At 69.2% G+C, this 22,682-nt stretch carries 18 protein-coding genes, 3 tRNA genes and 1 pseudogene; all 22 read right to left on the bottom strand.

The window, feature by feature from the left end:
• Positions 1 to 512, bottom strand: a pseudogene (locus E1165_RS29565) (hypothetical protein); the annotation flags it as partial.
• A gap of 106 nt (positions 513 to 618) precedes the next feature.
• Positions 619 to 1,011 (bottom strand): hypothetical protein, encoded by a 393-nt coding sequence (locus tag E1165_RS20175; RefSeq protein ID WP_132393349.1) that lies wholly within the window; start codon positions 1,009 to 1,011, stop codon positions 619 to 621.
• Positions 1,012 to 1,164: 153 nt separating this feature from the next.
• Complete coding sequence (locus E1165_RS20170) at positions 1,165 to 5,052, bottom strand: DNA-directed RNA polymerase subunit beta' (protein WP_132393348.1); 3,888 nt, start codon at positions 5,050 to 5,052, stop codon at positions 1,165 to 1,167.
• Between the two features lie 80 nt (positions 5,053 to 5,132).
• Positions 5,133 to 8,564: a DNA-directed RNA polymerase subunit beta gene (locus E1165_RS20165; protein ID WP_132393347.1), complete on the bottom strand. Its 3,432-nt coding sequence runs from the start codon at positions 8,562 to 8,564 to the stop codon at positions 5,133 to 5,135.
• A 594-nt stretch (positions 8,565 to 9,158) separates the two neighbouring features.
• Positions 9,159 to 9,548, bottom strand: coding sequence for a 50S ribosomal protein L7/L12 (gene rplL / locus E1165_RS20160; protein WP_132180548.1), 390 nt, complete (start codon positions 9,546 to 9,548; stop codon positions 9,159 to 9,161).
• Positions 9,549 to 9,603: 55 nt separating this feature from the next.
• Entirely contained in the window at positions 9,604 to 10,149 is a 546-nt protein-coding gene (gene rplJ / locus E1165_RS20155) for a 50S ribosomal protein L10 (RefSeq protein WP_132393346.1), read from the bottom strand.
• Between the two features lie 391 nt (positions 10,150 to 10,540).
• Positions 10,541 to 11,257 carry a 50S ribosomal protein L1 gene (rplA, locus tag E1165_RS20150; protein WP_132393345.1) on the bottom strand — a complete coding sequence of 239 codons (717 nt, stop codon included), beginning with the start codon at positions 11,255 to 11,257 and terminating at the stop codon, positions 10,541 to 10,543.
• An 83-nt stretch (positions 11,258 to 11,340) separates the two neighbouring features.
• Positions 11,341 to 11,772 carry a 50S ribosomal protein L11 gene (gene rplK / locus E1165_RS20145; RefSeq protein ID WP_013288647.1) on the bottom strand — a complete coding sequence of 144 codons (432 nt, stop codon included), beginning with the start codon at positions 11,770 to 11,772 and terminating at the stop codon, positions 11,341 to 11,343.
• A gap of 196 nt (positions 11,773 to 11,968) precedes the next feature.
• The gene (gene nusG / locus E1165_RS20140; RefSeq protein WP_132393344.1) at positions 11,969 to 12,691 is read right to left on the bottom strand and encodes a transcription termination/antitermination protein NusG; all 723 of its coding nucleotides are present in this window, start codon (positions 12,689 to 12,691) and stop codon (positions 11,969 to 11,971) included.
• 38 nt (positions 12,692 to 12,729) lie between these two features.
• A complete protein-coding gene (secE, locus tag E1165_RS20135) occupies positions 12,730 to 13,113 on the bottom strand; it encodes a preprotein translocase subunit SecE (protein ID WP_132393343.1) in 384 nt (127 codons plus the stop codon).
• A gap of 213 nt (positions 13,114 to 13,326) precedes the next feature.
• Positions 13,327 to 13,399, bottom strand: a tRNA-Trp gene (locus tag E1165_RS20130).
• 116 nt (positions 13,400 to 13,515) lie between these two features.
• A complete protein-coding gene (locus E1165_RS20125; RefSeq protein ID WP_132393342.1) occupies positions 13,516 to 13,908 on the bottom strand; it encodes a MaoC/PaaZ C-terminal domain-containing protein in 393 nt (130 codons plus the stop codon).
• A 1-nt stretch (position 13,909) separates the two neighbouring features.
• Positions 13,910 to 14,356, bottom strand: coding sequence for a MaoC family dehydratase N-terminal domain-containing protein (locus tag E1165_RS20120; protein ID WP_132393341.1), 447 nt, complete (start codon positions 14,354 to 14,356; stop codon positions 13,910 to 13,912).
• A gap of 121 nt (positions 14,357 to 14,477) precedes the next feature.
• Complete coding sequence (rpmG, locus tag E1165_RS20115; RefSeq protein ID WP_013288652.1) at positions 14,478 to 14,645, bottom strand: 50S ribosomal protein L33; 168 nt, start codon at positions 14,643 to 14,645, stop codon at positions 14,478 to 14,480.
• A 132-nt stretch (positions 14,646 to 14,777) separates the two neighbouring features.
• Positions 14,778 to 14,850 (bottom strand) — tRNA-Met (locus E1165_RS20110).
• 26 nt (positions 14,851 to 14,876) lie between these two features.
• Positions 14,877 to 14,949: transfer RNA gene (locus E1165_RS20105), tRNA-Thr, on the bottom strand.
• 96 nt (positions 14,950 to 15,045) lie between these two features.
• Entirely contained in the window at positions 15,046 to 17,574 is a 2,529-nt protein-coding gene (locus E1165_RS20100; RefSeq protein ID WP_132393340.1) for a bifunctional diguanylate cyclase/phosphodiesterase, read from the bottom strand.
• Positions 17,575 to 17,641: 67 nt separating this feature from the next.
• Positions 17,642 to 17,791, bottom strand: a complete 150-nt coding sequence (locus tag E1165_RS29090) for a hypothetical protein (protein WP_165945270.1) — start codon at positions 17,789 to 17,791, stop codon at positions 17,642 to 17,644.
• Between the two features lie 770 nt (positions 17,792 to 18,561).
• Positions 18,562 to 19,275, bottom strand: coding sequence for a DUF6518 family protein (locus tag E1165_RS20095; RefSeq protein WP_132393339.1), 714 nt, complete (start codon positions 19,273 to 19,275; stop codon positions 18,562 to 18,564).
• Positions 19,276 to 19,316: 41 nt separating this feature from the next.
• Positions 19,317 to 20,753 (bottom strand): tyrosine-type recombinase/integrase, encoded by a 1,437-nt coding sequence (locus tag E1165_RS20090; RefSeq protein ID WP_132393338.1) that lies wholly within the window; start codon positions 20,751 to 20,753, stop codon positions 19,317 to 19,319.
• On the bottom strand, positions 20,750 to 20,935 hold the full coding sequence (locus E1165_RS20085; protein ID WP_126711246.1) for an AlpA family transcriptional regulator: 186 nt from the start codon (positions 20,933 to 20,935) through the stop codon (positions 20,750 to 20,752). Before E1165_RS20085 ends, E1165_RS20090 begins: the two co-directional genes overlap by 4 nt.
• Positions 20,932 to 22,682: replication initiator (locus E1165_RS20080; protein WP_243704884.1), on the bottom strand; the 1,751-nt coding region annotated here is incomplete at its 5' end. The genes E1165_RS20085 and E1165_RS20080, both read right to left, overlap by 4 nt.

The following is a 22,682-nucleotide window of genomic DNA, read 5'->3' as shown; positions in this document are numbered from 1 at the left end:
GGCAGCGGCTGCCGGCCGTGCGCCGGCGGCGGCCACCCGACGGTCGGCCGCCCACCCGGGTACGCCGCGAACTGCCAACCCGGCTGCTGCTGGTACGGGCCGGGCGCCGGAGTCGGCTGCGAACCGTACGGAACGAGCGGTGGGGCGTACCCGATGGCAGCGGCCTCCGGCGGGCGGTCCGACCGGTCACCCCCCGGCGTCGGGGCCGCCCACGGTGACCGCACCCCGCCCTGACCAGGCGACGTGGGTGCCGACGACGCGGGATCCGGGTTCACCGGCACGGAACCGGGCTCCGCCTCAGCCGGGCCGGGCGACACCGGGCGGGCCGGGGCGACGCCGGGCGACGCCGGGGCCTCGACGTCCCGCGGCACCGGATCGGTCGAGGCGGGACCGGTGGGCGCGGAACCCGGCGGTGGCGGTTCCAGGGTGGCGAAGCCGGTGACGGCAGACTCCGATGGCTCCGCGGGCCGGCCGTCCGGGTCGGCTCCCGACGGCGACGCCGGTTCCGTCACGTGGTCCTCCTGGGAAGAAGTCGCGTCCACCGCCGCGCGACGGACACCGGCCAGGCTACCGCCGGCACACACGGCTCACGCGCGGCGCGGGCGGCCGTCACCGGGGTCAGTCGACGTTCGAGGAGAAGTCCCGCCCGAAGGGGGCCTCGGCGTACCGGACCACGCCGATCACCACCAGCGTCACCACGGCCACCGCGACCAGCACCAGGCCAACCCAGGCCAACCTCTCGCCGCGCCGCAGCCAGGCCGCGCCGGTGAGGTAGCCCCCGGAGGCGTACGCCTCCCGGCGCGCCTGCCGGGCCAGTTGGAGGGCCACCGTGGCGGGCACCACCCCACCGACGAACAGCCCGGTCAGCGCGCCGATCAGGCCCAGCGCGAAGACCGCCCGCGACTTCGTGGCCCGTACCGGGTCGGGGTCGAGCGGGTGCCGCAGGTCGGTCGGGTGCCGCGGCGGCCCGGGGAGCGGAGCCACCGGGGCGGGGCCGGAAGCCGTCATCATCCCCCCATCATGCCCGGCACCAGCGGTCAGTAGGAGCAGACCGCCCAGGCGGAAGACGGAACCAGAACCAGGTGACCGGCCGGCCCGGTGCCCGCCGCCTCGAACACCACGTCACGCGAGCGCCGGCACCGACGACCCTCGTGGTGTCACTGCTTAGCGGTACGACCCGAAGTCGAAGTCGTCCAGCGGCACCGCCTGGCCGCTGGCCGGCCCGAAGCCGTAGTCGGTCTCCGGGTAGCCGGTCATCGAGTAGACCTTGGCCTTCGCCTCCTCGGTCGGCTCGACCCGGACGTTGCGGTACTTGCTGATGCCCGTACCGGCCGGGATGAGCTTACCGATGATCACGTTCTCCTTGAGGCCGACGAGCGAGTCGCTGCGGGAGTTGATCGCCGCGTCGGTCAGCACCCGGGTGGTCTCCTGGAAGGAGGCCGCCGAGAGCCAGGAATCGGTGGCCAGCGAGGCCTTGGTGATACCCATCAGCACCGGGCGACCGGCGGCGGGCTCGCCGCCCTCGGAGACGAGTCGCCGGTTCTCCGACTCGAACAGCGCCCGGTCGACCAGCACACCCGGCAGGAACTCGGTCGAGCCGGAGTCGATGACCGTCACCCGCTTGAGCATCTGCCGGATGATGATCTCGATGTGCTTGTCGTGGATGAGCACACCCTGCGAGCGGTAGACCTCCTGGACCTCCTGGGTCAGGTGGACCTGGACCGCGCGCGGGCCGAGGATGCGCAGCAGCTCGTGCGGGTCGATGGTGCCCTCGGTGAGCTTCTCGCCGACCTCGACGTGGTCGCCGTCGTGGGTACGCAGGCGGACGCGCTTGGAGATCTTGTCGTACACGATCTCGTCGCTGCCGTCGTCCGGCACCACGATGATCTTCCGGGACCGCTCGCCGTCCTCGATCCGGATCCGGCCCGGGGTGTCGGCGATCGGCGCCTTGCCCTTCGGCACGCGGGCCTCGAAGATCTCCGTGACCCGGGGCAGACCCTGGGTGATGTCCTCACCCGCGACACCACCGGTGTGGAAGGTACGCATCGTCAGCTGGGTACCCGGCTCACCGATCGACTGGGCGGCGATGATGCCGACCGCCTCACCGACGTCCACGGTCTTGCCGGTCGGCAGCGAGCGGCCGTAGCACGCACCGCAGACGCCCAGCTTCGACTCGCAGGTCAGCACGCTGCGCACCCGGACCGTCTCCACCCCGGCAGCGACGATCTTGTCGACCAGGATCGAGTTGAGGTCCGAACCCCGCTCGGCGACCACGGTGCCGTCCGGCCCCTTGATGTCGTCGGCCAGGGTACGGGCGTGCACGCTGGTCTCGACGTGCTCGTGGGTGACCAGCCGGCCGTCCAGCCGCTGCCCGATCTGCATCGGGATCGCGCGGTCGGTGCCGCAGTCCTCCTCGCGGATGATGACGTCCTGCGACACGTCCACCAGACGCCGGGTCAGGTAACCCGAGTCGGCGGTCCGCAGCGCGGTGTCGGCGAGACCCTTACGGGCACCGTGCGTGGAGATGAAGTACTCCAGCACGGACAGACCCTCCCGGTACGAGGCCTTGATCGGCCGCGGGATGATCTCGCCCTTCGGGTTGGCCACCAGACCACGGATCGCCGCGATCTGCCGGAGCTGAAGCAGGTTACCGCGGGCACCCGAGTTGATCATCTTCCACAGCGGGTTCTCCTGCGGCAGCGCAGTGTCCATCTCCTTGGCGACCTCGTTGGTCGCCTTGGTCCAGATCTCGATGAGCTCGCCGCGACGCTCCTCGGCGGTCATCAGACCACGCTGGTACTGCTTGTCGATCCGGTCGGCTTCCTTCTCGTACCGCTCCAGGATCTCCCGCTTGCGCGGCGGAGCGATGACGTCCTCCATGCCGATGGTGACGCCGGACCAGGTGGCCCAGTGGAAACCGGCCTCCTTCAGGCCGTCCAGGGTCGCGGCCAGGGCCACCTTCGGGAAACGCTCGGCGAGGTCGTTGACGATCGCCGAGAGCTGGCCCTTGCGGATCTCGTAGTTCACGAAGCGGTAGCCCTGCGGCAGCGTCTCGTTGAACAGGACCCGACCGAGCGTGGTCTCCACGGTCAGCGGGTCACCCTCGACCCACCCCTCGGGGGCGGTCCACGGCTCGGCGCCGGCGCCGTTGTCGACGCCGACCACGCCACGCAGGCGGATCCGGACCGGAGCCTGGAGGTGCAGCTCACCGTTGTCGAAGGCCATCCGCGCCTCGGCGTCCGAGCTGAACGCCCGACCCTCACCCTTGGCACCCGACGTGAGGTGAGTGAGGTGGTACAGGCCGATGACCATGTCCTGGGTGGGCATGGTGACCGGCTTGCCGTCCGCCGGCTTGAGGATGTTGTTCGACGAGAGCATCAGGATCCGCGCCTCGGCCTGGGCCTCGGCGGACAGCGGCACGTGGACCGCCATCTGGTCGCCGTCGAAGTCCGCGTTGAACGCGGTGCAGACCAGCGGGTGGATCTGGATCGCCTTGCCCTCGACCAGCTGCGGCTCGAAGGCCTGGATGCCCAGGCGGTGCAGGGTGGGGGCACGGTTGAGCAACACCGGGTGCTCGCCGATGACCTCTTCCAGCACGTCCCACACGACCGGGCGCTGCCGCTCGACCATCCGCTTGGCGGACTTGATGTTCTGCGCGTGGTTGAGGTCGACCAGCCGCTTCATGACGAACGGCTTGAACAGCTCCAACGCCATCTGCTTGGGCAGGCCGCACTGGTGCAGCTTCAGCTTCGGGCCGACCACGATGACCGAACGGCCGGAGTAGTCGACGCGCTTGCCGAGCAGGTTCTGCCGGAACCGGCCCTGCTTGCCCTTGAGCATGTCCGACAGCGACTTCAGCGGGCGGTTACCCGGACCGGTGACCGGCCGGCCCCGACGGCCGTTGTCGAACAGCGCGTCGACGGCCTCCTGGAGCATCCGCTTCTCGTTGTTGACGATGATCTCGGGCGCGCCGAGATCGATCAGCCGCTTGAGGCGGTTGTTCCGGTTGATGACCCGGCGGTACAGGTCGTTCAGATCGGAGGTCGCGAAGCGGCCACCGTCGAGCTGCACCATCGGGCGCAGGTCCGGCGGAATGACCGGGACGCAGTCGAGCACCATGCCGAGCGGCGAGTTGCGGGTGTTCTGGAACGCCGCGACGACCTTCAGCCGCTTGAGGGCACGGATCTTCCGCTGGCCCTTGCCGGAGCGGATGGTCTCGCGCAGGCTCTCGGCCTCGGCGTCGAGGTCCATGTTCTGGACCAGGGCCTTGATGGCCTCGGCGCCCATGCCGCCGGTGAAGTACTCGCCGAAGCGGTCCCGCAGCTCACGGTAGAGCAGTTCGTCGGTGACCAACTGCTTCGGCTCGAGCTTGCGGAAGGTCTCGAGCACCTCGTCGAGGCGGTCGATCTCGCGCTGGGCCCGGTCGCGGATCTGGCGCATCTCGCGCTCTCCGCCCTCCTTGACCTTGCGCCGGACGTCCGCCTTCGCGCCCTCGGCCTCCAGCTCGGCCAGGTCGGCCTCGAGCTTGGCGGCCCGCTTCTCGATCTCCGAGTCGCGGCTGTTCTCGGACTGCCGCTTCTCGGCCAGGATCTCGTTCTCGATCGTCGAGAGGTCGCGGTGACGCGCCTCGGCGTCCACGCTGGTCACGACGTACGAGGCGAAGTAAATGATCTTTTCGAGGTCCTTGGGGGCGAGGTCCAGCAGGTAGCCCAGCCGGCTCGGCACGCCCTTGAAGTACCAGATGTGGGTCACCGGAGCGGCGAGCTCGATGTGCCCCATCCGCTCCCGACGGACCTTGGATCGGGTCACCTCGACGCCGCAGCGCTCGCAGATGATGCCCTTGAAGCGGACCCGCTTGTACTTACCGCAGTAGCACTCCCAGTCCCGCTGCGGACCGAAGATCTTCTCGCAGAAGAGCCCGTCCTTTTCCGGCTTGAGGGTGCGGTAGTTGATCGTTTCAGGCTTCTTGACCTCACCGTGCGACCACTGACGGATGTCGTCGGCGGTGGCGAGGCCGATGCGCAGCTCGTCGAAGAAGTTGACGTCGAGCACTATGTCCCCTATGTCGTCGTCTGTACTGCTAGCTAGTGGGTGGGGTCGGGAGCCGGCGAGCCGGCTCCCGACCGCTCACCTCAGACCTCTTCGACCGAGCTCGGCTCGCGCCGGGACAGGTCGATGCCCAGCTCCTCCGCGGCCCGGAACACCTCGTCGTCGGTCTCGCGCATCTCCAGGGCCACGCCGTCGCTGGAGAGCACCTCGACGTTGAGGCACAGCGACTGCAGCTCCTTGAGCAGCACCTTGAACGACTCCGGGATGCCCGGCTCGGGGATGTTCTCGCCCTTGACGATCGCCTCGTAGACCTTCACCCGGCCGAGGACGTCGTCGGACTTGATGGTCAGCAGCTCCTGCAGGGCGTACGCGGCGCCGTACGCCTGCATCGCCCAGCACTCCATCTCACCGAAGCGCTGGCCACCGAACTGCGCCTTACCACCCAGCGGCTGCTGCGTGATCATGGAGTACGGGCCGGTCGACCGGGCGTGGATCTTGTCGTCGACCAGGTGGTTGAGCTTCAGGATGTAGATGTAGCCGACCGCGATCGGGTCCGGCAGCGGCTCGCCGGAGCGACCGTCGAACAACTGCGCCTTGCCGGAGGAACCGATCAGCTGCTTGCCGTCCCGGTTGGGCAGGGTCGACGAGAGCAGACCGGAGATCTCCTCCTCGCGGGCACCGTCGAAGACCGGCGTGGCCACATTGGTGTCCGGCTCGGACTCGTGGGCGTCGATCGAGCGGAGCTGGCGCTTCCAGTCGGCGTCGTCGCCGTCGACCTTCCAGCCGGTCTTGGCCACCCACCCCAGGTGGGTCTCCAGGACCTGACCGATGTTCATCCGCGACGGCACACCCAGCGGGTTCAGCACGATGTCGACCGGGGTGCCGTCCTCCAGGAACGGCATGTCCTCGACCGGCAGGATCTTGGAGATGACGCCCTTGTTGCCGTGCCGGCCGGCGAGCTTGTCACCGTCCTGGATCTTGCGCTTCTGGGCGACGTAGACCCGGACCAGCTCGTTGACGCCCGGCGGCAGCTCGTCGCCGTCCTCCCGGGAGAAGGTACGCACACCGATGACCGTGCCGGTCTCGCCGTGCGGCACCTTCAGCGAGGTGTCCCGGACCTCGCGCGCCTTCTCACCGAAGATCGCGCGGAGCAGCCGCTCCTCCGGGGTCAGCTCGGTCTCACCCTTCGGGGTGACCTTGCCGACCAGGATGTCACCGGGGACGACCTCGGCGCCGATCCGGATGATGCCGCGCTCGTCGAGGTCGGCGAGCATCTCCTCGCTGACGTTCGGGATGTCCCGGGTGATCTCCTCAGGGCCGAGCTTGGTGTCCCGGGCGTCGACCTCGTGCTCCTCGATGTGGATCGAGGTGAGCACGTCCTGCTGCACGAGGCGCTGCGACAGGATGATCGCGTCCTCGTAGTTGTGGCCCTCCCAGCACATGAACGCCACGAGCAGGTTGCGCCCGAGCGCCATCTCGCCCTCGTCGGTGCACGGACCGTCGGCGATGACCTGACCGGCCTCGACCCGGTCGCCCTCGAAGACGACCGGCTTCTGGTTGACGCAGGAGCCGGCGTTGGAGCGACGGAACTTGTGCAGCAGGTACGTCCGGCGGTGGCCGTCGTCCTGGTGGATGGTGATGTAGTCGGCGCAGAGATCCTCGATCACACCGCCGACCTCGGCCACCACCACGTCACCGGCGTCGACGGCGGCACGGTACTCCATGCCGGTGCCGACCAGCGGCGACTCCGCCTTCACCAGCGGCACCGCCTGGCGCTGCATGTTCGCGCCCATCAGCGCCCGGTTGGCGTCGTCGTGCTCGAGGAACGGGATCATCGCGGTCGCGACGGAGGTCATCTGCCGCGGCGAGACGTCCATGTAGTCCACGGCGCCCGGCGCGACGTCCTCGGTCTCACCGCCCTTACGGCGGACCAGGACGCGGTCCTCGGCGAAGGTGCCGTCCGTCTTCAGCGGGGCGTTGGCCTGCGCCTTGACGTACCGGTCCTCCTCGTCCGCGGTCAGGTAGTCGATCTGGTCGGTGACCCGGCCCTCGACGACCTTCCGGTACGGCGTCTCGATGAAGCCGAACGGGTTGACCCGGGCGAAGGTGGACAGCGCGCCGATCAGACCGATGTTCGGGCCTTCCGGCGTCTCGATCGGGCACATCCGGCCGTAGTGGGACGGGTGCACGTCGCGGACCTCGAAGCCGGCCCGCTCCCGGGACAGACCACCCGGGCCGAGCGCGCTCAGCCGGCGCCGGTGGGTCAGACCCGCCAGCGGGTTGGTCTGGTCCATGAACTGGGACAACTGCGAGGTGCCGAAGAACTCCTTGATCGCCGCCACCACCGGGCGGATGTTGATCAGGGTCTGCGGAGTGATCGCCTCGACGTCCTGGGTGGTCATCCGCTCGCGGACGACCCGCTCCATCCGGGACAGACCGACCCGGACCTGGTTCTGAATCAGCTCGCCGACCGTACGCAGGCGCCGGTTGCCGAAGTGGTCGATGTCGTCGGCCTCGTAGCCCTCCTCACCGGCGTGCAGCCGGCAGAGGTACTCGACGGTGGCGACGATGTCGTCCTCGGTGAGCGTGCCGGTGGTGATCGGCACCTCCAGCTGGAGCTTCTTGTTGAACTTGTACCGGCCGACCTTGGCGACGTCGTACCGCTTCGGGTTGAAGAAGAGGTTGTCGAGCAGGGTCTGCGCGTTCTCGCGGGTCGGCGGCTCGCCAGGGCGGAGCTTGCGGTAGATGTCGAGCAGGGCCTCGTCCTGACCGGCGATGTGGTCCTTCTCGAGCGTGGTCATCATCAGCTCGGACCAACCGAACCGCTCGCGGATCTGCTCCGCGGACCATCCGATGGCCTTGAGCAGCACGGTGACGGCCTGCCGACGCTTGCGGTCGATGCGAACGCCGACCGTGTCGCGCTTGTCGATGTCGAACTCCAGCCAGGCACCCCGGCTCGGGATGACCTTGACGCTGGAGAGGTCGCGGTCGGAGGTCTTGTCCGGCTGCTTGTCGAAGTAGACGCCCGGGGACCGGACGAGCTGGCTGACCACGACTCGCTCGGTGCCGTTGATGATGAAGGTGCCCTTCGGCGTCATCATCGGGAAGTCACCCATGAACACCGTCTGGCTCTTGATCTCGCCGGTAGTGTTGTTGGTGAACTCCGCGGTCACGAACAGCGGGGCGCAGTAGGTCAGGTCCTTCTCCTTGCACTCCTCGATCGAGGCCTTGACCTCGTCGAAGCGCGGAGCCGAGAAGGAGAGCGACATGGTGCCGGAGAAGTCCTCAATGGGACTGATCTCGTCGAGGATCTCCGCGAGACCCGAGCGTGCGTGCGGGTCGTCCGCCGACCGGCCCTGCCAAGCCTCGTTGCCGACGAGCCAGTCGAAGGACTCGTTCTGGATGGCGAGGAGGTTGGGGACCTCGAGGTGTTCGGTGATCCTGCCGAAAGAAACTCGGCGGGGCGCGAAAGCGCTCGACGTACGACTGGTCTTCGCAGGGCGGGAAGCTGCCAAGATGCGTCCTTCCGAGGACCGGTGCTGCAGAACGGCTGGTACGCGTGCACTCCAATGACCCCACCAGAAGTATCCATAAACGGACATTTCCGAGCAGGGGTCAATTCGGAAGGCAGCGCAAACTAGCAGTGTAGCCGAGAGGCTAACCGCTGTCCAGCCCATCCCGCAGGTCGTCGCGGAACGCGCCTCGGGAACCCCGGAAAACGGGTCTCACCAGGCCGCTCGGAACACGTCGTCCCTGCCGGACCACTCTGGTGTCGTGTCACGGCAGATGTGCTGCCGCTGCCATTACCCGAGAGGAGGCCGTCGCAAGCGCGGAAGGTCTTGCTGGTGTCAGCGTGCCTGGCAGGCCCGTGCCGCGTCAAGGGCCGGCTGCGGTCGCCGTCGTCTTTCCCACCGACGGGCTACCGCCACGCACCGCCCCCAAGCCGTACCCCGGGCGGCGGAAGTCCTGCTCACGCCACTGCCACCGGTGAGCCACCAACCGACAGCGGGCGGTGACCCGTTCCCGGATCACCGCCCGCCGCGATGCGGTGTGCTCCGGCTCACGTGAGCCGGACGCGCGCCGAAGGGTCGACCAGAGGCCGACTCAGGTCACTTGAGGGTGACCTTGGCGCCCTCGCCCTCGAGCTTGGCCTTCGCCTTCTCGGCGGTCTCCTTGTTGGCCTTCTCCAGAACCGCCTTCGGCGCGGCCTCGACCAGGTCCTTGGCCTCCTTGAGGCCCAGGCCGGTCAGCTCACGCACGACCTTGATGACCTGGATCTTCTTGCCGCCGTCAGCCTCGAGGATGACGTCGAACTCGTCCTTCTCCGGCTCGGCCTCGGCGGCGCCGCCAGCGGCACCCGGGGCGGCCGCGGCCATCGCGACCGGAGCCGCGGCGGTGACCTCGAAGGTCTCCTCGAACTGCTTCACGAACTCGGAGAGCTCGATCAGCGTCATCTCCTTGAACGCGTCGAGCAGCTCGTCGGTGCTGAGCTTCGCCATGTCTGGCGTCCTTTCTGGAAGTGAAAACTAAGAACGTGGGTGCGCCGGGATGGCCTCAGGCCGCCTCGGCGCCCTCCTTCTCGCGCTTGTCCTGCAGGGCGGCCGCCAGACGGGCGGTCTTGGAGAGCGGAGCCTGGAACAGGGCCGCGGCCTTGCTCAGGTTGCCCTTCATCGCGCCGGCCAGCTTGGCCAGCAGCACCTCACGGGACTCCAGGTCGGCGAGCTTCGTGACCTCGGCCGCGGAAATGGCCTTGCCCTCGAAGACACCGCCCTTGATGACGAGCTTCGGGTTGGCCTTCGCGAAGTCGCGAAGCCCCTTCGCCGCCTCGACGACGTCGCCCGAAACGAAAGTCAGCGCGGTAGGACCGGTGAACAGCTCGTCGAGGCCGGAGATGCCCGCGTCGACCGCAGCACGCTTCGCCAGCGTGTTCTTGGCGACGGTGTAGGTGGTCTCCTTGCCGAGCGAGCGCCGCAGCTGGGTGAGCTGGGAAACCGTCAGACCACGGTACTCGGTGAGCACCGCGGCGCCCGCGTTGCGGAAGCTCTCGGTCAGCTCAGCGACGGCCGTGGCCTTGTCGGCCCGGATCGGCTTGTCCGCCATGTCCCTCCTCTCTCGTTACTCGGAGCTGGTCGCTGTCATCGGGCCGGCAGGCCCTCCGACAGCGGCGTAGGCATCGCGACAACGAGAAAGCCCCGGCGCAGGGCGCACGGGGCGAGGGCCGGCGACGTGGACATGGTCGGCGGACCACACACACTGCCGATTTCGCTTACCGCCCTGCGCGGGTCGCCCGTCATCGCGGGACCTTCGACCGTGCCGGGGCACGGTGACCAGCGGTCTCTGGGTGGAACTTCGTCACCAGGTTACGCGAACAGCCGGCGAGCACCAAACCGCCTCCGCGTGCCCCCGGTCACGCCCGCTCCGCGCGGACGTCACCGGACACGACGGCGAGGGGCCCCGCCACATCGTGGCGGGGCCCCTCGCACAACCGTGGTCAGCCCTCGACGCCGGCCTCCTGGAGGTTCTTCACCACGTTCGGGTCGACCGGGACGCCCGGGCCCATGGTGGTGGTCAGGGTGACCTTCTTGAGGTACTTGCCCTTGGCCGCGGACGGCTTGGCCCGCAGCACCTCGTCGAGGACGGCGGCGTAGTTGTCGATCAGCTGGGTCTCGGAGAACGAGGCCTTGCCGATGATCAGGTGGAGGTTGGAGTGCTTGTCCACCCGGAAGGTGATCTTGCCGCCCTTGATGTCCTGGACGGCCTTGGTGACGTCCATGGTCACCGTGCCCGTCTTCGGGTTCGGCATCAGGCCGCGCGGGCCCAGGATCCGCGCGATCCGGCCGATCTTGGCCATCTGGTCCGGGGTGGCGATCGCGGCGTCGAAGTCCAGCCAGCCGCCCTGGATCCGGGCGACCAGCTCGTCCGTGCCCACCTCGTCCGCGCCGGCGGCGGCGGCCTCCTCGGCCTTCGCGCCGGCGGCGAACACGATCACGCGGGCGGTCTTACCGGTGCCGTGCGGCAGGTTGACCGTGCCGCGGACCATCTGGTCCGCCTTGCGGGGGTCGACGCCGAGGCGCATCGCGACCTCGACCGTGGCGTCGAACTTGACGTTGGTGGTCTCCTTGGCCAGCTTGACGGCCTCGGCGGGGGTGTAGAGCTTCGACCGGTCGATGACCTCGGCGGCCTTGCGGTAGCTCTTGCTGCGCTGCATTTCTGGTTACTCCTGTGGTCTATGGCGGGCCGCGGCGTCCGCGAGCCCTCCCACGATCTGATCGGAAAGAGCGGTGACCGAGGTCAGTCGGCGACGGTGAGACCCATCGACCGGGCGGTGCCGGCGATGATCTTCTCAGCCTGGTCGATGTCGTTGGCGTTGAGGTCGGCCATCTTCTTCTCGGCGATCTCACGCAGCTGGGCGCGGGTCACGGAGCCCACCTTCTCCTTGTGCGGCACACCGGAGCCCTTCTGCACGCCGGCGGCCTTGATCAGCAGCCGGGCGGCGGGCGGGGTCTTCAGCACGAAGGTGAAGGTGCGGTCCTCGTACACGCTGATCTCGGCGGGGACGATGTCGCCCCGCTGGGACTCGGTCTGCGCGTTGTAGGACTTGCAGAACTCCATGATGTTCACGCCGTGCTGGCCGAGCGCGGGACCGACCGGCGGCGCCGGAGTGGCCTGGCCCGCCGGCAACTGAAGCGTGAACGTCTTGACGAGCTTCTTCTTCGGAGGCATGTCTCTTCCTGGGGCTTGAAACTGGGATATTCACCGGCCGCGGGCGCGCACGGTCAACGCGGTACGACAACGGCGACGTTCTAGGGTAGCGCAGCGCTCCGCCGCCCCGTCCGTCGAGGTCCGTCCAGCTTCACCGACAGGGCCGGAACGAGTACGCCGGCGGAGGGCCGCTGCCCACCGCCGGCGACCGGACGCGTCAGATCTTGGTGACCTGGTTGAAGTTCAGCTCGACCGGGGTCTCCCGGCCGAAGATCGACACCAGCACCTTGAGCTTCTGCTGGTCGGCGTTGATCTCGCTGATCGTCGCCGGCAGCGACGCGAACGCGCCGTCGGTGACGGTGACCGAGTCGCCGACCTCGAAGTCGAGAACCCTGACCTCGGGCTTGGCCTTCTTCTCCACGGCCTCGACCGCCGGGGCCAGCCACTTCAGCACCTCGTCCAGGCTGAGCGGCGCGGGCCGGTCGGCCCGGTCCGTCGCGCCCACGAAGCCGGTGACCCCCGGGGTGTTACGCACGCAGGAGTAGGACTCGGCGGTCAGCTCCATCCGGACCAGGATGTAGCCGGGGAAGACCTTGGCCTGGACCTGGGACCGCTTACCGTTCTTGACCTCGACCTCTTCCCGGGTCGGCACCTCGACCTGGTAGATGTAGTCCTCCATGTCGAGGGACGTGATCCGGGTCTCGAGGTTGGTCTTGACCTTGTTCTCGTAGCCGGCGTACGAGTGCACCACGTACCAGTCGCCCGGCGCGTAGCGCAGCTTCTGGCGCAGCTCGGCGACCGGATCGTAGTCCTCCTCCGGCGCCGGCTCGGTGGTCGGGAACTCCGGCTCGCTGGCGGCCTCGACCGACTCGTCACTGGCCGCCGTCGCCACCGTGGACTGCTCGCCCGTGGTCTCGGCGGTCTCGTCGTACTCAGGCACGCTCGCTCACTTCCGTCACTATCGGCTCAGTCGGCCGGTCAGCTGGGGTTGCCGAAGACCCACAGCACGCCCTTCGCGAACGCGAAGTCGAGAAGGCCCACGATCGTCAGCACCACCGCGACGAACGTCACCACCACGGCGGTGTAGGTCAGCAGCTCCTTGCGGGTCGGCCAGATGACCTTACGCAGCTCGGCGACCACCTCGCGGAAGAAACGCGCGATGCGGCCGAAGAGTCCCACCTTGTCGGTCTCGGTGCGGGTCTTCGGCCTGCTGTCCGCCGCCCGCTCACGGGTCGCGGTGCCGCCCCGGGAGACCGGCTCGTCCGCGCCGGTGGCGTCGTCGTCGGCGGCCACGTCGTCGACGACCTCGTCGCGCAGACCGTCGTCGCCGGCGTCCTCGCCGCGCCGCTTGCTGTCGGCCACTTCGCCCTCCGTCGCGGGGTATCGGGTCGTACGCCGGTGCGGCGTACGCGGCGCTGGTCACGCCGGCCGGACCAACCGTCCCGCGACGGGCCGCGGCCGGCGGACCGGACGAAGGGGGCCCGATGCCTCGGAGCCACCCCGCCGATGCCACCACCACGGGCCGGACGCCGCCGTCTGGCGGCGCGACCCACGGGAACGGTCAGGCCTGAGGCGCAGGGGTGACAGGACTTGAACCTGCAGCCTGCGGTTTTGGAGACCGCTGCTCTGCCAATTGAGCTACACCCCTGTGCGGCAACGGTCGCCCCACCCGGCCTGCAGAGCCGGGCAGGGGTCACTTGCCCCACGGCGGACCAGTGTACGGGTAGTGCCCCGACTTTCCCAACCGGTCCCGGCGATCACCTCTCAGCGCGGCGTCCGGACCGTTGCCCGGGCCTGCGACAGGACCTTCTCCCCACGGCAGGTCGCCGTGACGTCTAGCCTGGTCAGGCCGTCCTCGGTGACCTCCTTCACCTTTGCGGCGACCTCCACCTCGGTGCCCTCGTCGTCGTCCGGCACCACCACCGGACGGGTGAACCGGACCCCGAAGTCGACCACCGCGTCGGGCGCGCCGGCCCAGGTGGTCACCGCCCGGCCGACCAGCGCCATGGTGAACATCCCGTGCGCGATCACCCCCGGCAGCCCCACCGAGGTGGCGACCCGGTCACTCCAGTGGATCGGGTTGAAGTCGCCCGAGGCGCCCGCATAGCGGATCAGGTCCGCCCGGGTGACCCGGAAGGTCTGGGTCGGCAACTCCATGTCAGGCCTCCCCGCGTACGACGATCTTGGACCAGACGGCGACCACCGGCTCGCCGGCGGCGTCGGTCACGTCGGTGCGGGTGGTCAGGAACCCGTGCCCGCCCCGGCTGGTGACCTCCTCGATGGTGTTGACGCAGACCAGTTCGTCCCCGGCGACCACCGGACGGGTGTACGCGAAGCGCTGGTCGCCGTGGACGACCCGGCTGTAGTCGACGCCGAGCGCCGGGTCCTCGACGATCTGCCGGCTGGCCGCCATGGTGATCACCACGGGAAAGGTCGGCGGGGCGACCACGTCCCGATGGCCGAGCTTCCGGGCCGCCGCCGGGTCGTGGTGGGCGGGGTCGGTGGCCCCGATGGCGGTGGCGAACTCGCGGATTTTTTCTCGGCCCACCTGGTAGGGGGCGGTCGGCGGATAGGTTCGGCCGACGAAGGACGGGTCCAGGGACATGCCGCCGAACCTACACGCACAGCACGAACGCCGACCCGTACGGGAGGCGCGGCTGTCGCCACGCCATCCGTGCGGATCGGCGTTCGGGTGTCGCTGCGAGACCGGGCCGGACGGCCGAGGGTCAGCGGGTCTCGCGGTGGACCGTGTGCTTGCCGTCCCGGGGGCAGAACTTCTTCAGCTCGATGCGGTCCGGGTCGTTACGACGGTTCTTGCGCGTGATGTAGTTGCGCTCCTTGCACTCCACACACGCCAAAGTGATCTTCGGCCGGACATCGGTCGCCTTCGCCACGGCGGAGTGCCTTCCTCGCTAACGGGTGACAACTACAGCGCATCAGCCTACGCGGTCAATGCGCGGACATGCAAAGTGGGCGCCTGTGGCGCCCGTTTCACCGACCACCGGAGTGTGCCCGGAGGACGAGAGTAGCGGTGGCCGGACTTGAACCGGCGACACAGCGATTATGAGCCGCTTGCTCTGCCATCTGAGCTACACCGCCGCAGGCGGGTCCAGCCGGACCCTCTGAGCCCCCTTACGGAATCGAACCGTAGACCTTCTCCTTACCATGGAGACGCTCTGCCGACTGAGCTAAGGGGGCCTGCCCGATCACCCCGCAGGGCCTCGCGCAGGAGATACATTACACGGCCCTCCGCCGGGCAGGAAATCGACTCCCCCCTCCGGGCGTCGACCCTGGTCAGGGCACCACCCGCAGTCGGGGCAGCTCACCGGCGGCAAGCGTCTCCGGGTCCACCTGGGCACCGAACCACGCCTCCAGCCGCTCGTACGGCAGTGGGCGGCTGAACAGGAAGCCCTGGCCGATCTCACAGCCGATGTCCTGCAACAACTCCAGCGTCAGCTCGCTCTCCACCCCCTCGGCCACCACGGTCAGCCCGAACTGCTGGGAGAGGGTGACCACCGCGTTGACGATCGCCAGGTCGCCCGGGTCGGTCGCCATGCCCTGCACGAACGAGCGGTCCACCTTCACCTCGTGCACCGGCAGTCGACGCAGGTGGGCCAGGGACGAGTCACCGGTGCCGAAGTCGTCCACCGAGAGCCGTACACCGAGGTCCCGCAGGCGGCGCAGGGTGGGGATCGGACGGTCCGTGCCGTCCAGCACTCCCGACTCCTTGATCTCCAGCGTGAGCCGCTGCGGCGGCACGCCGTACTCGTCGAGCAACTCCCGTACCTGGGCCGGAAAGTGCTGGTCGGTGAGCGTACGGGCGGAGATGTTCACCGCCACGGCGAGCGCCTGGTCGGCATGGCCCCAGTCCCGGCTGCGGCGCAGCCCCTCACGGAGCACGAACTCGGTCAGCCGGCCCAACTGGCCGGTGTGCTCGGCCACCGGGACGAAGTCGTCCGGGGCGACCGTGCCGTGCGCCGGATGCTCCCACCGGGCCAGGCACTCCACCCCCACCAGACGGCGGTCCCGCAGGGTCACCTTGGGCTGGAAGTAGACCTCCAGACCCTCCTCGCCGAGCGCCCGGCGCAGGTCACCGGCGAGCCCCAGCCGGTGCAGCGACCGGGACTCCAGCGCCGGGTTGAACAGCTGCACGCTGCCCGGCACCGACTTGGCCGCCGTCGCCGCCAGATCCACCCGCTGCAGCAACGTCGCGGCGTCACTACCGTGCTCCGGGTGGACCGCCACGCCGACGGCCGTGTCGACGTCCAGGGTGAGCGCGTCGAAGACCATCTCGTCACGGATCTGCTCGCGGATCTGCCCGGCGAGGTCCAGGGCCGCCTCGGCGCTCTCCAGCCGGAGGGTGAGCAGGAACTCGTCGCCGCCGGCCCGACCGACCAGGGCACCGGCGGGCGCGTACGCGCGCAACCGGTCGGCGACCTCGACGAGGACCTTGTCCCCGGCGGCGTGCCCGAGTGACTCGTTGACCTGCCGCAGCCGGTCCACGTCGAACAGCAGCAGCGCCACCACCTCGCCGGGAGCCCTGATCTTCACCGCCTCGTCCAGCGCCGCGGTGATCCGCCGCCGGTTCGGCAGCTTGGTGAGCGCGTCGTGGTAAGCGTCGTGCCGCAACCGGTCGACCAGCCGGGAGTTCTCCAGCGCGACCGCGGCGTGGGCGGCGACCGTCTCGAAGACGGGGATGTCGGCCGAGGTGAAGTGGTTGGTGTCGCTGAGCCGGTTGACCACCTCCAGGGTGCCGATCACCGCCTGGCCCGAACGCAGCGGGACGACGATCAACTCCTTGACGGGGTTGTCGCCGACAACCGTCCGCTGGTCGACCTCGGTGCCGAACCGGCGGCCCGCGGTCGCCGTCTCCCCCGTCTGGCGCACCCGTTCCCGGATCTCCATCGGCCCCGGCGCGAAGTCCAACAACCCCGGGTCGTCGACCCGTGCGGTGAGCAGCACCTCCGGGTGTCGGCCCTGCGGCGGGAGCCAGAGCGTGGCGAATTCCGCCTGCATCAGGCCACGGACCCGGCCGAGCAGGGCGTCCACGAGGGTGCCGTCCTGGCCGCTCTGGGTCATCGCCCGGGTGAGGTCGTACAGGTCGCTCAGCGTCCGGTGCTGCCGGAAGAACCGCGAGTACGAGCGGTAGACCAGGGTCACCGCGACGGCCACCGCCGCGAGCAGCAGGCTCGCCCAGGCGTTGCTGTCCAGCACGATCAGGACCACGAGCCCGATGGCGACGTTGACCGCCGGGGCGAGCAGCGTCGGGGCGGCCGTACGGACCATGTCCCAGCCCGCCTGCCAGCCCTGGATCAGACTGATCACCCCGCTGACCGCCGCCAGGGCGAACAGGGTGTAGGTGCCGACCGCCACGAAGAGGGCGCCCCAGGTGACCGGCCCCGCCCCGTCGATCGGCGGCATGGCGAGCAGGACGAGGCTGGCCAGCGACCCGGCCGCGCCCGCCTTGGCGACGTTGAACCAGGTCTTCGCGGCGTTGATCCGCCGGCGCAGGTGACCGATGCCCGCCGCGAGGGTCACGACGAGGATGACCGACGCCGGTTCGAGGTAGTAGAAGACGAGGACGAGCGGAATCTCGGTGAGGGTGACCGAGAACGCCTGACGCCGTACGACGAAGTGCAGGACCTGCGTCCCGGCGGCGACCATCGCGACCAGGAGGAGTGCTCCCGGCAGCAGGTCGTCCGGGCCAGGCGGCCGGAAGGCGAGCAGCACGGCGCAACAGGCGACGGTGATCAGGGCCAACGGACCCGTGATCAGCCAGGCCGAGTCGGTCGGCCTACGCGCCGGGGGTTGACGCCGAGTCATCCCGCTCCTTCGCAGGCTCGCCCGGGCCGCCCACGCAGGAGTCGGGCGGAGCTTCAGGGACGAACAGTCACCTGACGACGGCCTGCGTCACGGCGGCTGACCAGTCGTAGTCCAGCATGGGCTCGCCGCCGAGGGGAAGAATCCCGACAACGATCGCGGCCAGGGTGAGCGTCGCAAGGGTCATGCCGAGCAGCCGTCCAGGCCTACGACCAGACATCAGTGCGCTCCTGTCGGCAGGGGGAAGACGATGGAGATTCCACGATGGTGCCACAGGCGCGTCGGGCGTGAGAAGTCGTGACAGGCGAGGTCGGACCACCCGCTCGGGGAGAGCGGACCGTCTGGTTGCCGACAATGGGCCATGTGGCCAGGTCATCCCGACATGGTCGGGCCTCCATTCCCGCAGAAACGACCAAGGTCGCAAACGGGCGGTACCGAGCATAGCCACACGTCTCGCCTCACGGAAGGGCGGGCATGCGGAGAGCCACCTGATCACCACCCGCCGACACATCGACCACCATACCTTCTCCCGCCATCCGGAGTCCGACCGGCGGCCCGGCTTTGTCGACTCACGGATCCAACCCTCCCCGCCGGCAGGCTCGACCCTTTGTCGACAGGGGCCACTCGCCCCGAGCGTGGTGGAACGGCCTCGTCCGGGCCGGGGTGCCGCTGGTACGCCTGAATCACGGGAGGGGGCGGGTTCGCCGGAGGCCGGTCGCGCACCACACGGTCGACTTCTCCGGCGTCTCCTCGCCCCACGGAAGAAGCCCTTGACCAGGTTCTAGCTGGTCAAGGGCTTCGTCTTGCACCTGGTGGCGGGTAGAGGATTCGAACCCCTGTAGCTTTCGCGACGGATTTACAGGGCGTCCGTGATCTTGGGTGGGGCATAGTCACTGAGCTGCTGTTTCTGCCTTCCAACCGCCCGTCCGAGGGAGAGCCGCCCACCATCTGCCCACGGATGGAACTTTGCCCCCAGGACGCCGCTCGCGGTTACAGCGTCATCCGAACCGACTCGATGAGATGCCAACTCGCGATGCTCGCCACCGTCGCCACCGCGGCGGCCATCAAGAAGACCCGCAGTGAGACCGGCGGCCGGCGGAGCCGTAACGCAACGAGGGCGGCTGCTGCCGCAAGGAGAAGTTGCACCGTTGCCGCCCCCAGCCTCGTCCAGACGAAGGAATCCATGGGACCGAGCCAGACGAACGCGATGTAGAGGAGGGTGTAGGCCGCCTCCCCGGCAAGCAGCCCGAGCGCTACGCCGAGAGCCATGCCGGCGTTGCGGGTAGTACCCGTCCTGAGTACGTGGGCGAAGTAGCCAAGCACCAATCCGCCAAGCAACGAACCAGCCAGCCAGAAGGCCGACGCCCGCATGGTGGAGCCGAGGCCGTCCGGTGGTGGCGCCGAACCGCTGAGCCACTGCCGACTCAGCGAGGCGACGAGGCTGTAGTAGGTCAGAGTCGCCAGGGCGAGTGTGCCGACCCCAGCGACCAGAGCTGATCTCAAGGTCGCGGCGTAGTAGCTCACGGCGAGGGCCACGGCGGCCCAGGCGAATCCCGAACTGAAGGCTGGTACGAGGAGCCTGCCCACAGCTTCCGGCACGAGATCGGCAGTGAATGCGGCCATCCCCAGGGCGACTCCCGCGAGAACCGGGGGAAGCACCTCACGCCGCACCGGCCGTCTGCCGAGGGCCTTCAACTCCGTCATTCGGACACCGCCGGATAATCGAGGTTCACTGTGCTCCGCCATCATCCGAGGGCGTCGCCGATCTTGTCGTTCATGGTGTCGTCTCCCCCGTCAATGCAGTTGGCGTAGACCCGGAGCAGGACGGCGACGCCGTGGCCCAGGCGCCGGGCGACCTCGGTCGGCGGGACGCCGGCATTCAGCCAGAGCGAGGCAGCTGCGTGACGCAGGTCGTACGGACGGCGTACGAGAGGCGAGGCCACCTGCGCCTCGGTGAGCGCCCTCTCCCGGGCGAGCTTCCACCACCGGTCGTACACCGACTCGGAGAGCGGCCCGCCGTGCAGGCCACGGAAGAACCGGCCGTCCGGGCCGACGCCGTGATTCTCGATGTGCGCGCACAGCAGCTGGACGAGCCGGGGCGGGATCGGGACGGTCCGGGTCTCCTGCCGCGCCCGGTGCTTGAGGCCGCGCCGCTCGTGCGACTCGCCGTCATCCGTCCAGTGCGACCCGGCCCGCGGCGAGGTGCCCGCGAGCACCAGGCGGCCCCAGCGGTATTCGATCTTCTCGTGATCGCACGACGCCGAAGGCTTGACCGCCACCAGGTCGTCGAAGTCGGCCCCGCAGGCCAGGCAGCGCCCGGGAAGGTCGCAGTCTTCCCGCCGTAGGTCCGCCGCTTCTGAGGGCCGCATCCCGGCGTAGTAGAGGCAGCCGAAGAACGCGGTGACCTTGTCGGCCCGTTTGCCGAGAGATTTCACCGCCTCCAGCAGCGTGGCGACCTGGGCCGGGTTCGCTACCACCCGCCGGTCAATCGACTGCGCAACCTCGGGGGCGGTCCACTGCACCCGGTCGACCGGGTTGGAGTCGATCAGCTCCAGCTCGACGGCGTACCCGAGCACGTTGTAGAAGGTGGCCCGCTTGCGCTGGACGGTGGAGGCAGCCGCCGGCTTGCCGTCGAGGCGCACGCAGAGGCTGTCGAGAACGCGGCGGACCATCGCGGGCGAGTCCAGCTCGACGACCGGCAGGGACGCGGTTTCCAGCCAGGCCAGCGCCGCCGCATGCTCGGTCGGAATCTCCTCGGACCAGCGGCGAGGGTTCAAGCCGTAGAGGTACAGGGCTTCACGGAGCAGGGCGTCATGCGGGCGACCCCGCCGGTTCGGCCGGGTCAGGGTCACCGTGATGGAGGTCAGCGCCTCGACGATCGACCGCCGGGTCTTGGCCGCCGCTCGGGGCCACTTCATCTCGACGTACGCACGGCTGTGCGCGTACCAGGTGGTGGTGTTTTTGGTCCTAACCTCAGAGACTGGACGGCCGGTGGCCGGGTCGAAGGGCTCTCCCGCGTTGGCCGCCTGGACCAGCTCGGCGCGGAACGAGTGCGCCAGGGCCTTGGTACGGAACATCTCCTCGTGACGCTGGCCGCTCACTGCCCAGCGGACCCGCCACGGTCGAGCTTTCCGGTCGGCACGTTTGGTGATCTCCCAGATCTGGACCTCGTAGCTCTTCATGCGGCGTCCTGCTCCAGGTCACCGAGCCACCGACCGAGCGCCGACCGGCGGACCCGCAGTTGCCCGTTCGGGAGTTTGATTACCCGTGGTCCCTTGCCGGTCTGCCGCCAGTAGAACCAGGTCGAGCGCGATACGCGCAGCTCGGCGAGCACTTCCGGCACGGTCAACAGTTCCTCGTTCAATGCGACTCCTCCCCCATGTGCTGCGCGTCGTGCTGAGTTGCCGAAAGATCTGAGGACTCCTGGGCGGCCCGGTCCTTGGCGGCGAGTAGTTCGGTCCGCCAGCGGGCGCGTTCGCTGATGGAGCGCATGAGTCGGTGGGTCAGGGGGCCGACGTCGGGGTCGTCGGGTCGGGCGAGTTCCCAGGCGTGCCGGACCCGTTCGGTGGTGTCGGCCTGGTCGTCGACGAGCTGCCCGGCGTCGCCGCTGGCCGTGGTGCTGTCGGTGGTGGTGCCGAGCAGTGCTCGGACCCAGGCGCGTACGTCGTGTTTGTGGTCGGCGAGGGTTTTGCCGGACCAGTCGCGGGAGATGAGGATGCGCCGGCCGCCGATGCCGAGGGTGTCGCGTTGGTGGACCTTGCCCTTGCAGCGGCCGGGCTTGAGCTTTGCGTGTGCCTTCTTGGGCTGGACGCCGTAGAGCAGCCAGTTGGCACACCGGTCGGTACACGGAGTGACCCGCAGTTCCCGCCACAGCCGGTCCAGGTGTGCCCGTTGCCGGTCGGTGGTCGCCTTGTGGCAGTCGCCGGTGTTCTTGGTGATGTACTTCGTGACGTACCGGATGGTGCGCTCGGCGTCTTCGGTCCCGGGCATGACGCCGCGGGCGTCGACCTGGGCGCCGAAGCGGACCACGTGCACGGGTTCGGCGTCGGGGTCGTTGTCGATGGTGTCGAGGGCTTCCGTCCAGGTGGTCAGCGGCTGGCGGGTGTCTGGGTCGACCCACCCTGCGGCCTGCTCGTCCCAGACGGGGAGGCGGTCGAGGGTGTAGCGCTGGACGTCGACCGGGGGCCACCACACCTGGTGGTAGGTCGCGGCGGCGACGGTGCGCAGGACGTCGCGGGGGATGGTGCCTCGGATGGCGAAGTGGGCGTGTGGGGCGAGTCGGCGTTGGGGCTCGACGCAGCCGGCGTATTGGACGTTCCAGCCTTCGCAGCGGCGCAGGTTCTGCCAGAACCGGTCGAGCAGCCGGGGGAAGTGCACGGCGTCCCAGGCGGCGCGGCGGTAGTCGTATCGGTCGGGGTTGACCGGGGTGCCGTCGGGGCGGACCGGGCCGTACGAGTCGAGGGTGAGCGTGAGCCACATCGACGGCCGGTAGGTGGTGCCGTCCGGGGCGGTGTACGTCTTACCGACGGTGCGCCGCTCGACCTTGCGCCGGGGCAGGTCGGGTGCGTCCTGACGGCGTTTGGTGGAGCGCTTGCGCCGGCGGCCGGGTTCGTCGTCTTGGTCGTCGTCGACGCTGCTGTGGGGTGGTCCGACGCGCCCGCGCAGGCCCTCAGCGGCGATGGCCTCTTCGACTTCGCGGATGGCTTCGTCGATGTCGGCGACCTGGTCCCATTGGGCGGCGCGGACCGCCTCGTCACGGGCGAACTCCAGGTGTGCGCGGAAGAGGATCAGTGACTTCTGCGCCTCGGTGGCTGGTTCGGGGCCGGGTAGGGGTTCGTCGTCGCGGTGCCAGCCTTCGCGGATCTGGGCCTGCCGCAGCCGGCGGTTCTTCTTGGCGCAGGGCGGGCATTTGTCTTCGCGGGTGGCGCCGCAGGGCAGGTCGATGACCTCGGTCAGTCCGGTGTCGAGGTCGGTGCGGCGCATGGCGAGGGGGCGGACGCAGACGCCGTACTCGATGGCGATCTGCTTGAGCACGTCGACCGAGCGGGGCAGCGCCATGCGGGCCGCCCGCGACCCCGGCCGAGGAGCAACCGGGGCCGGGGTGGCGGGGG

Source organism: Micromonospora sp. KC723, from assembly GCF_004348595.1.
In the GTDB taxonomy this organism is placed as follows: Bacteria; Actinomycetota; Actinomycetes; order Mycobacteriales; family Micromonosporaceae; genus Micromonospora.
This window is presented reverse-complemented; position numbering and strand designations above follow the sequence as displayed.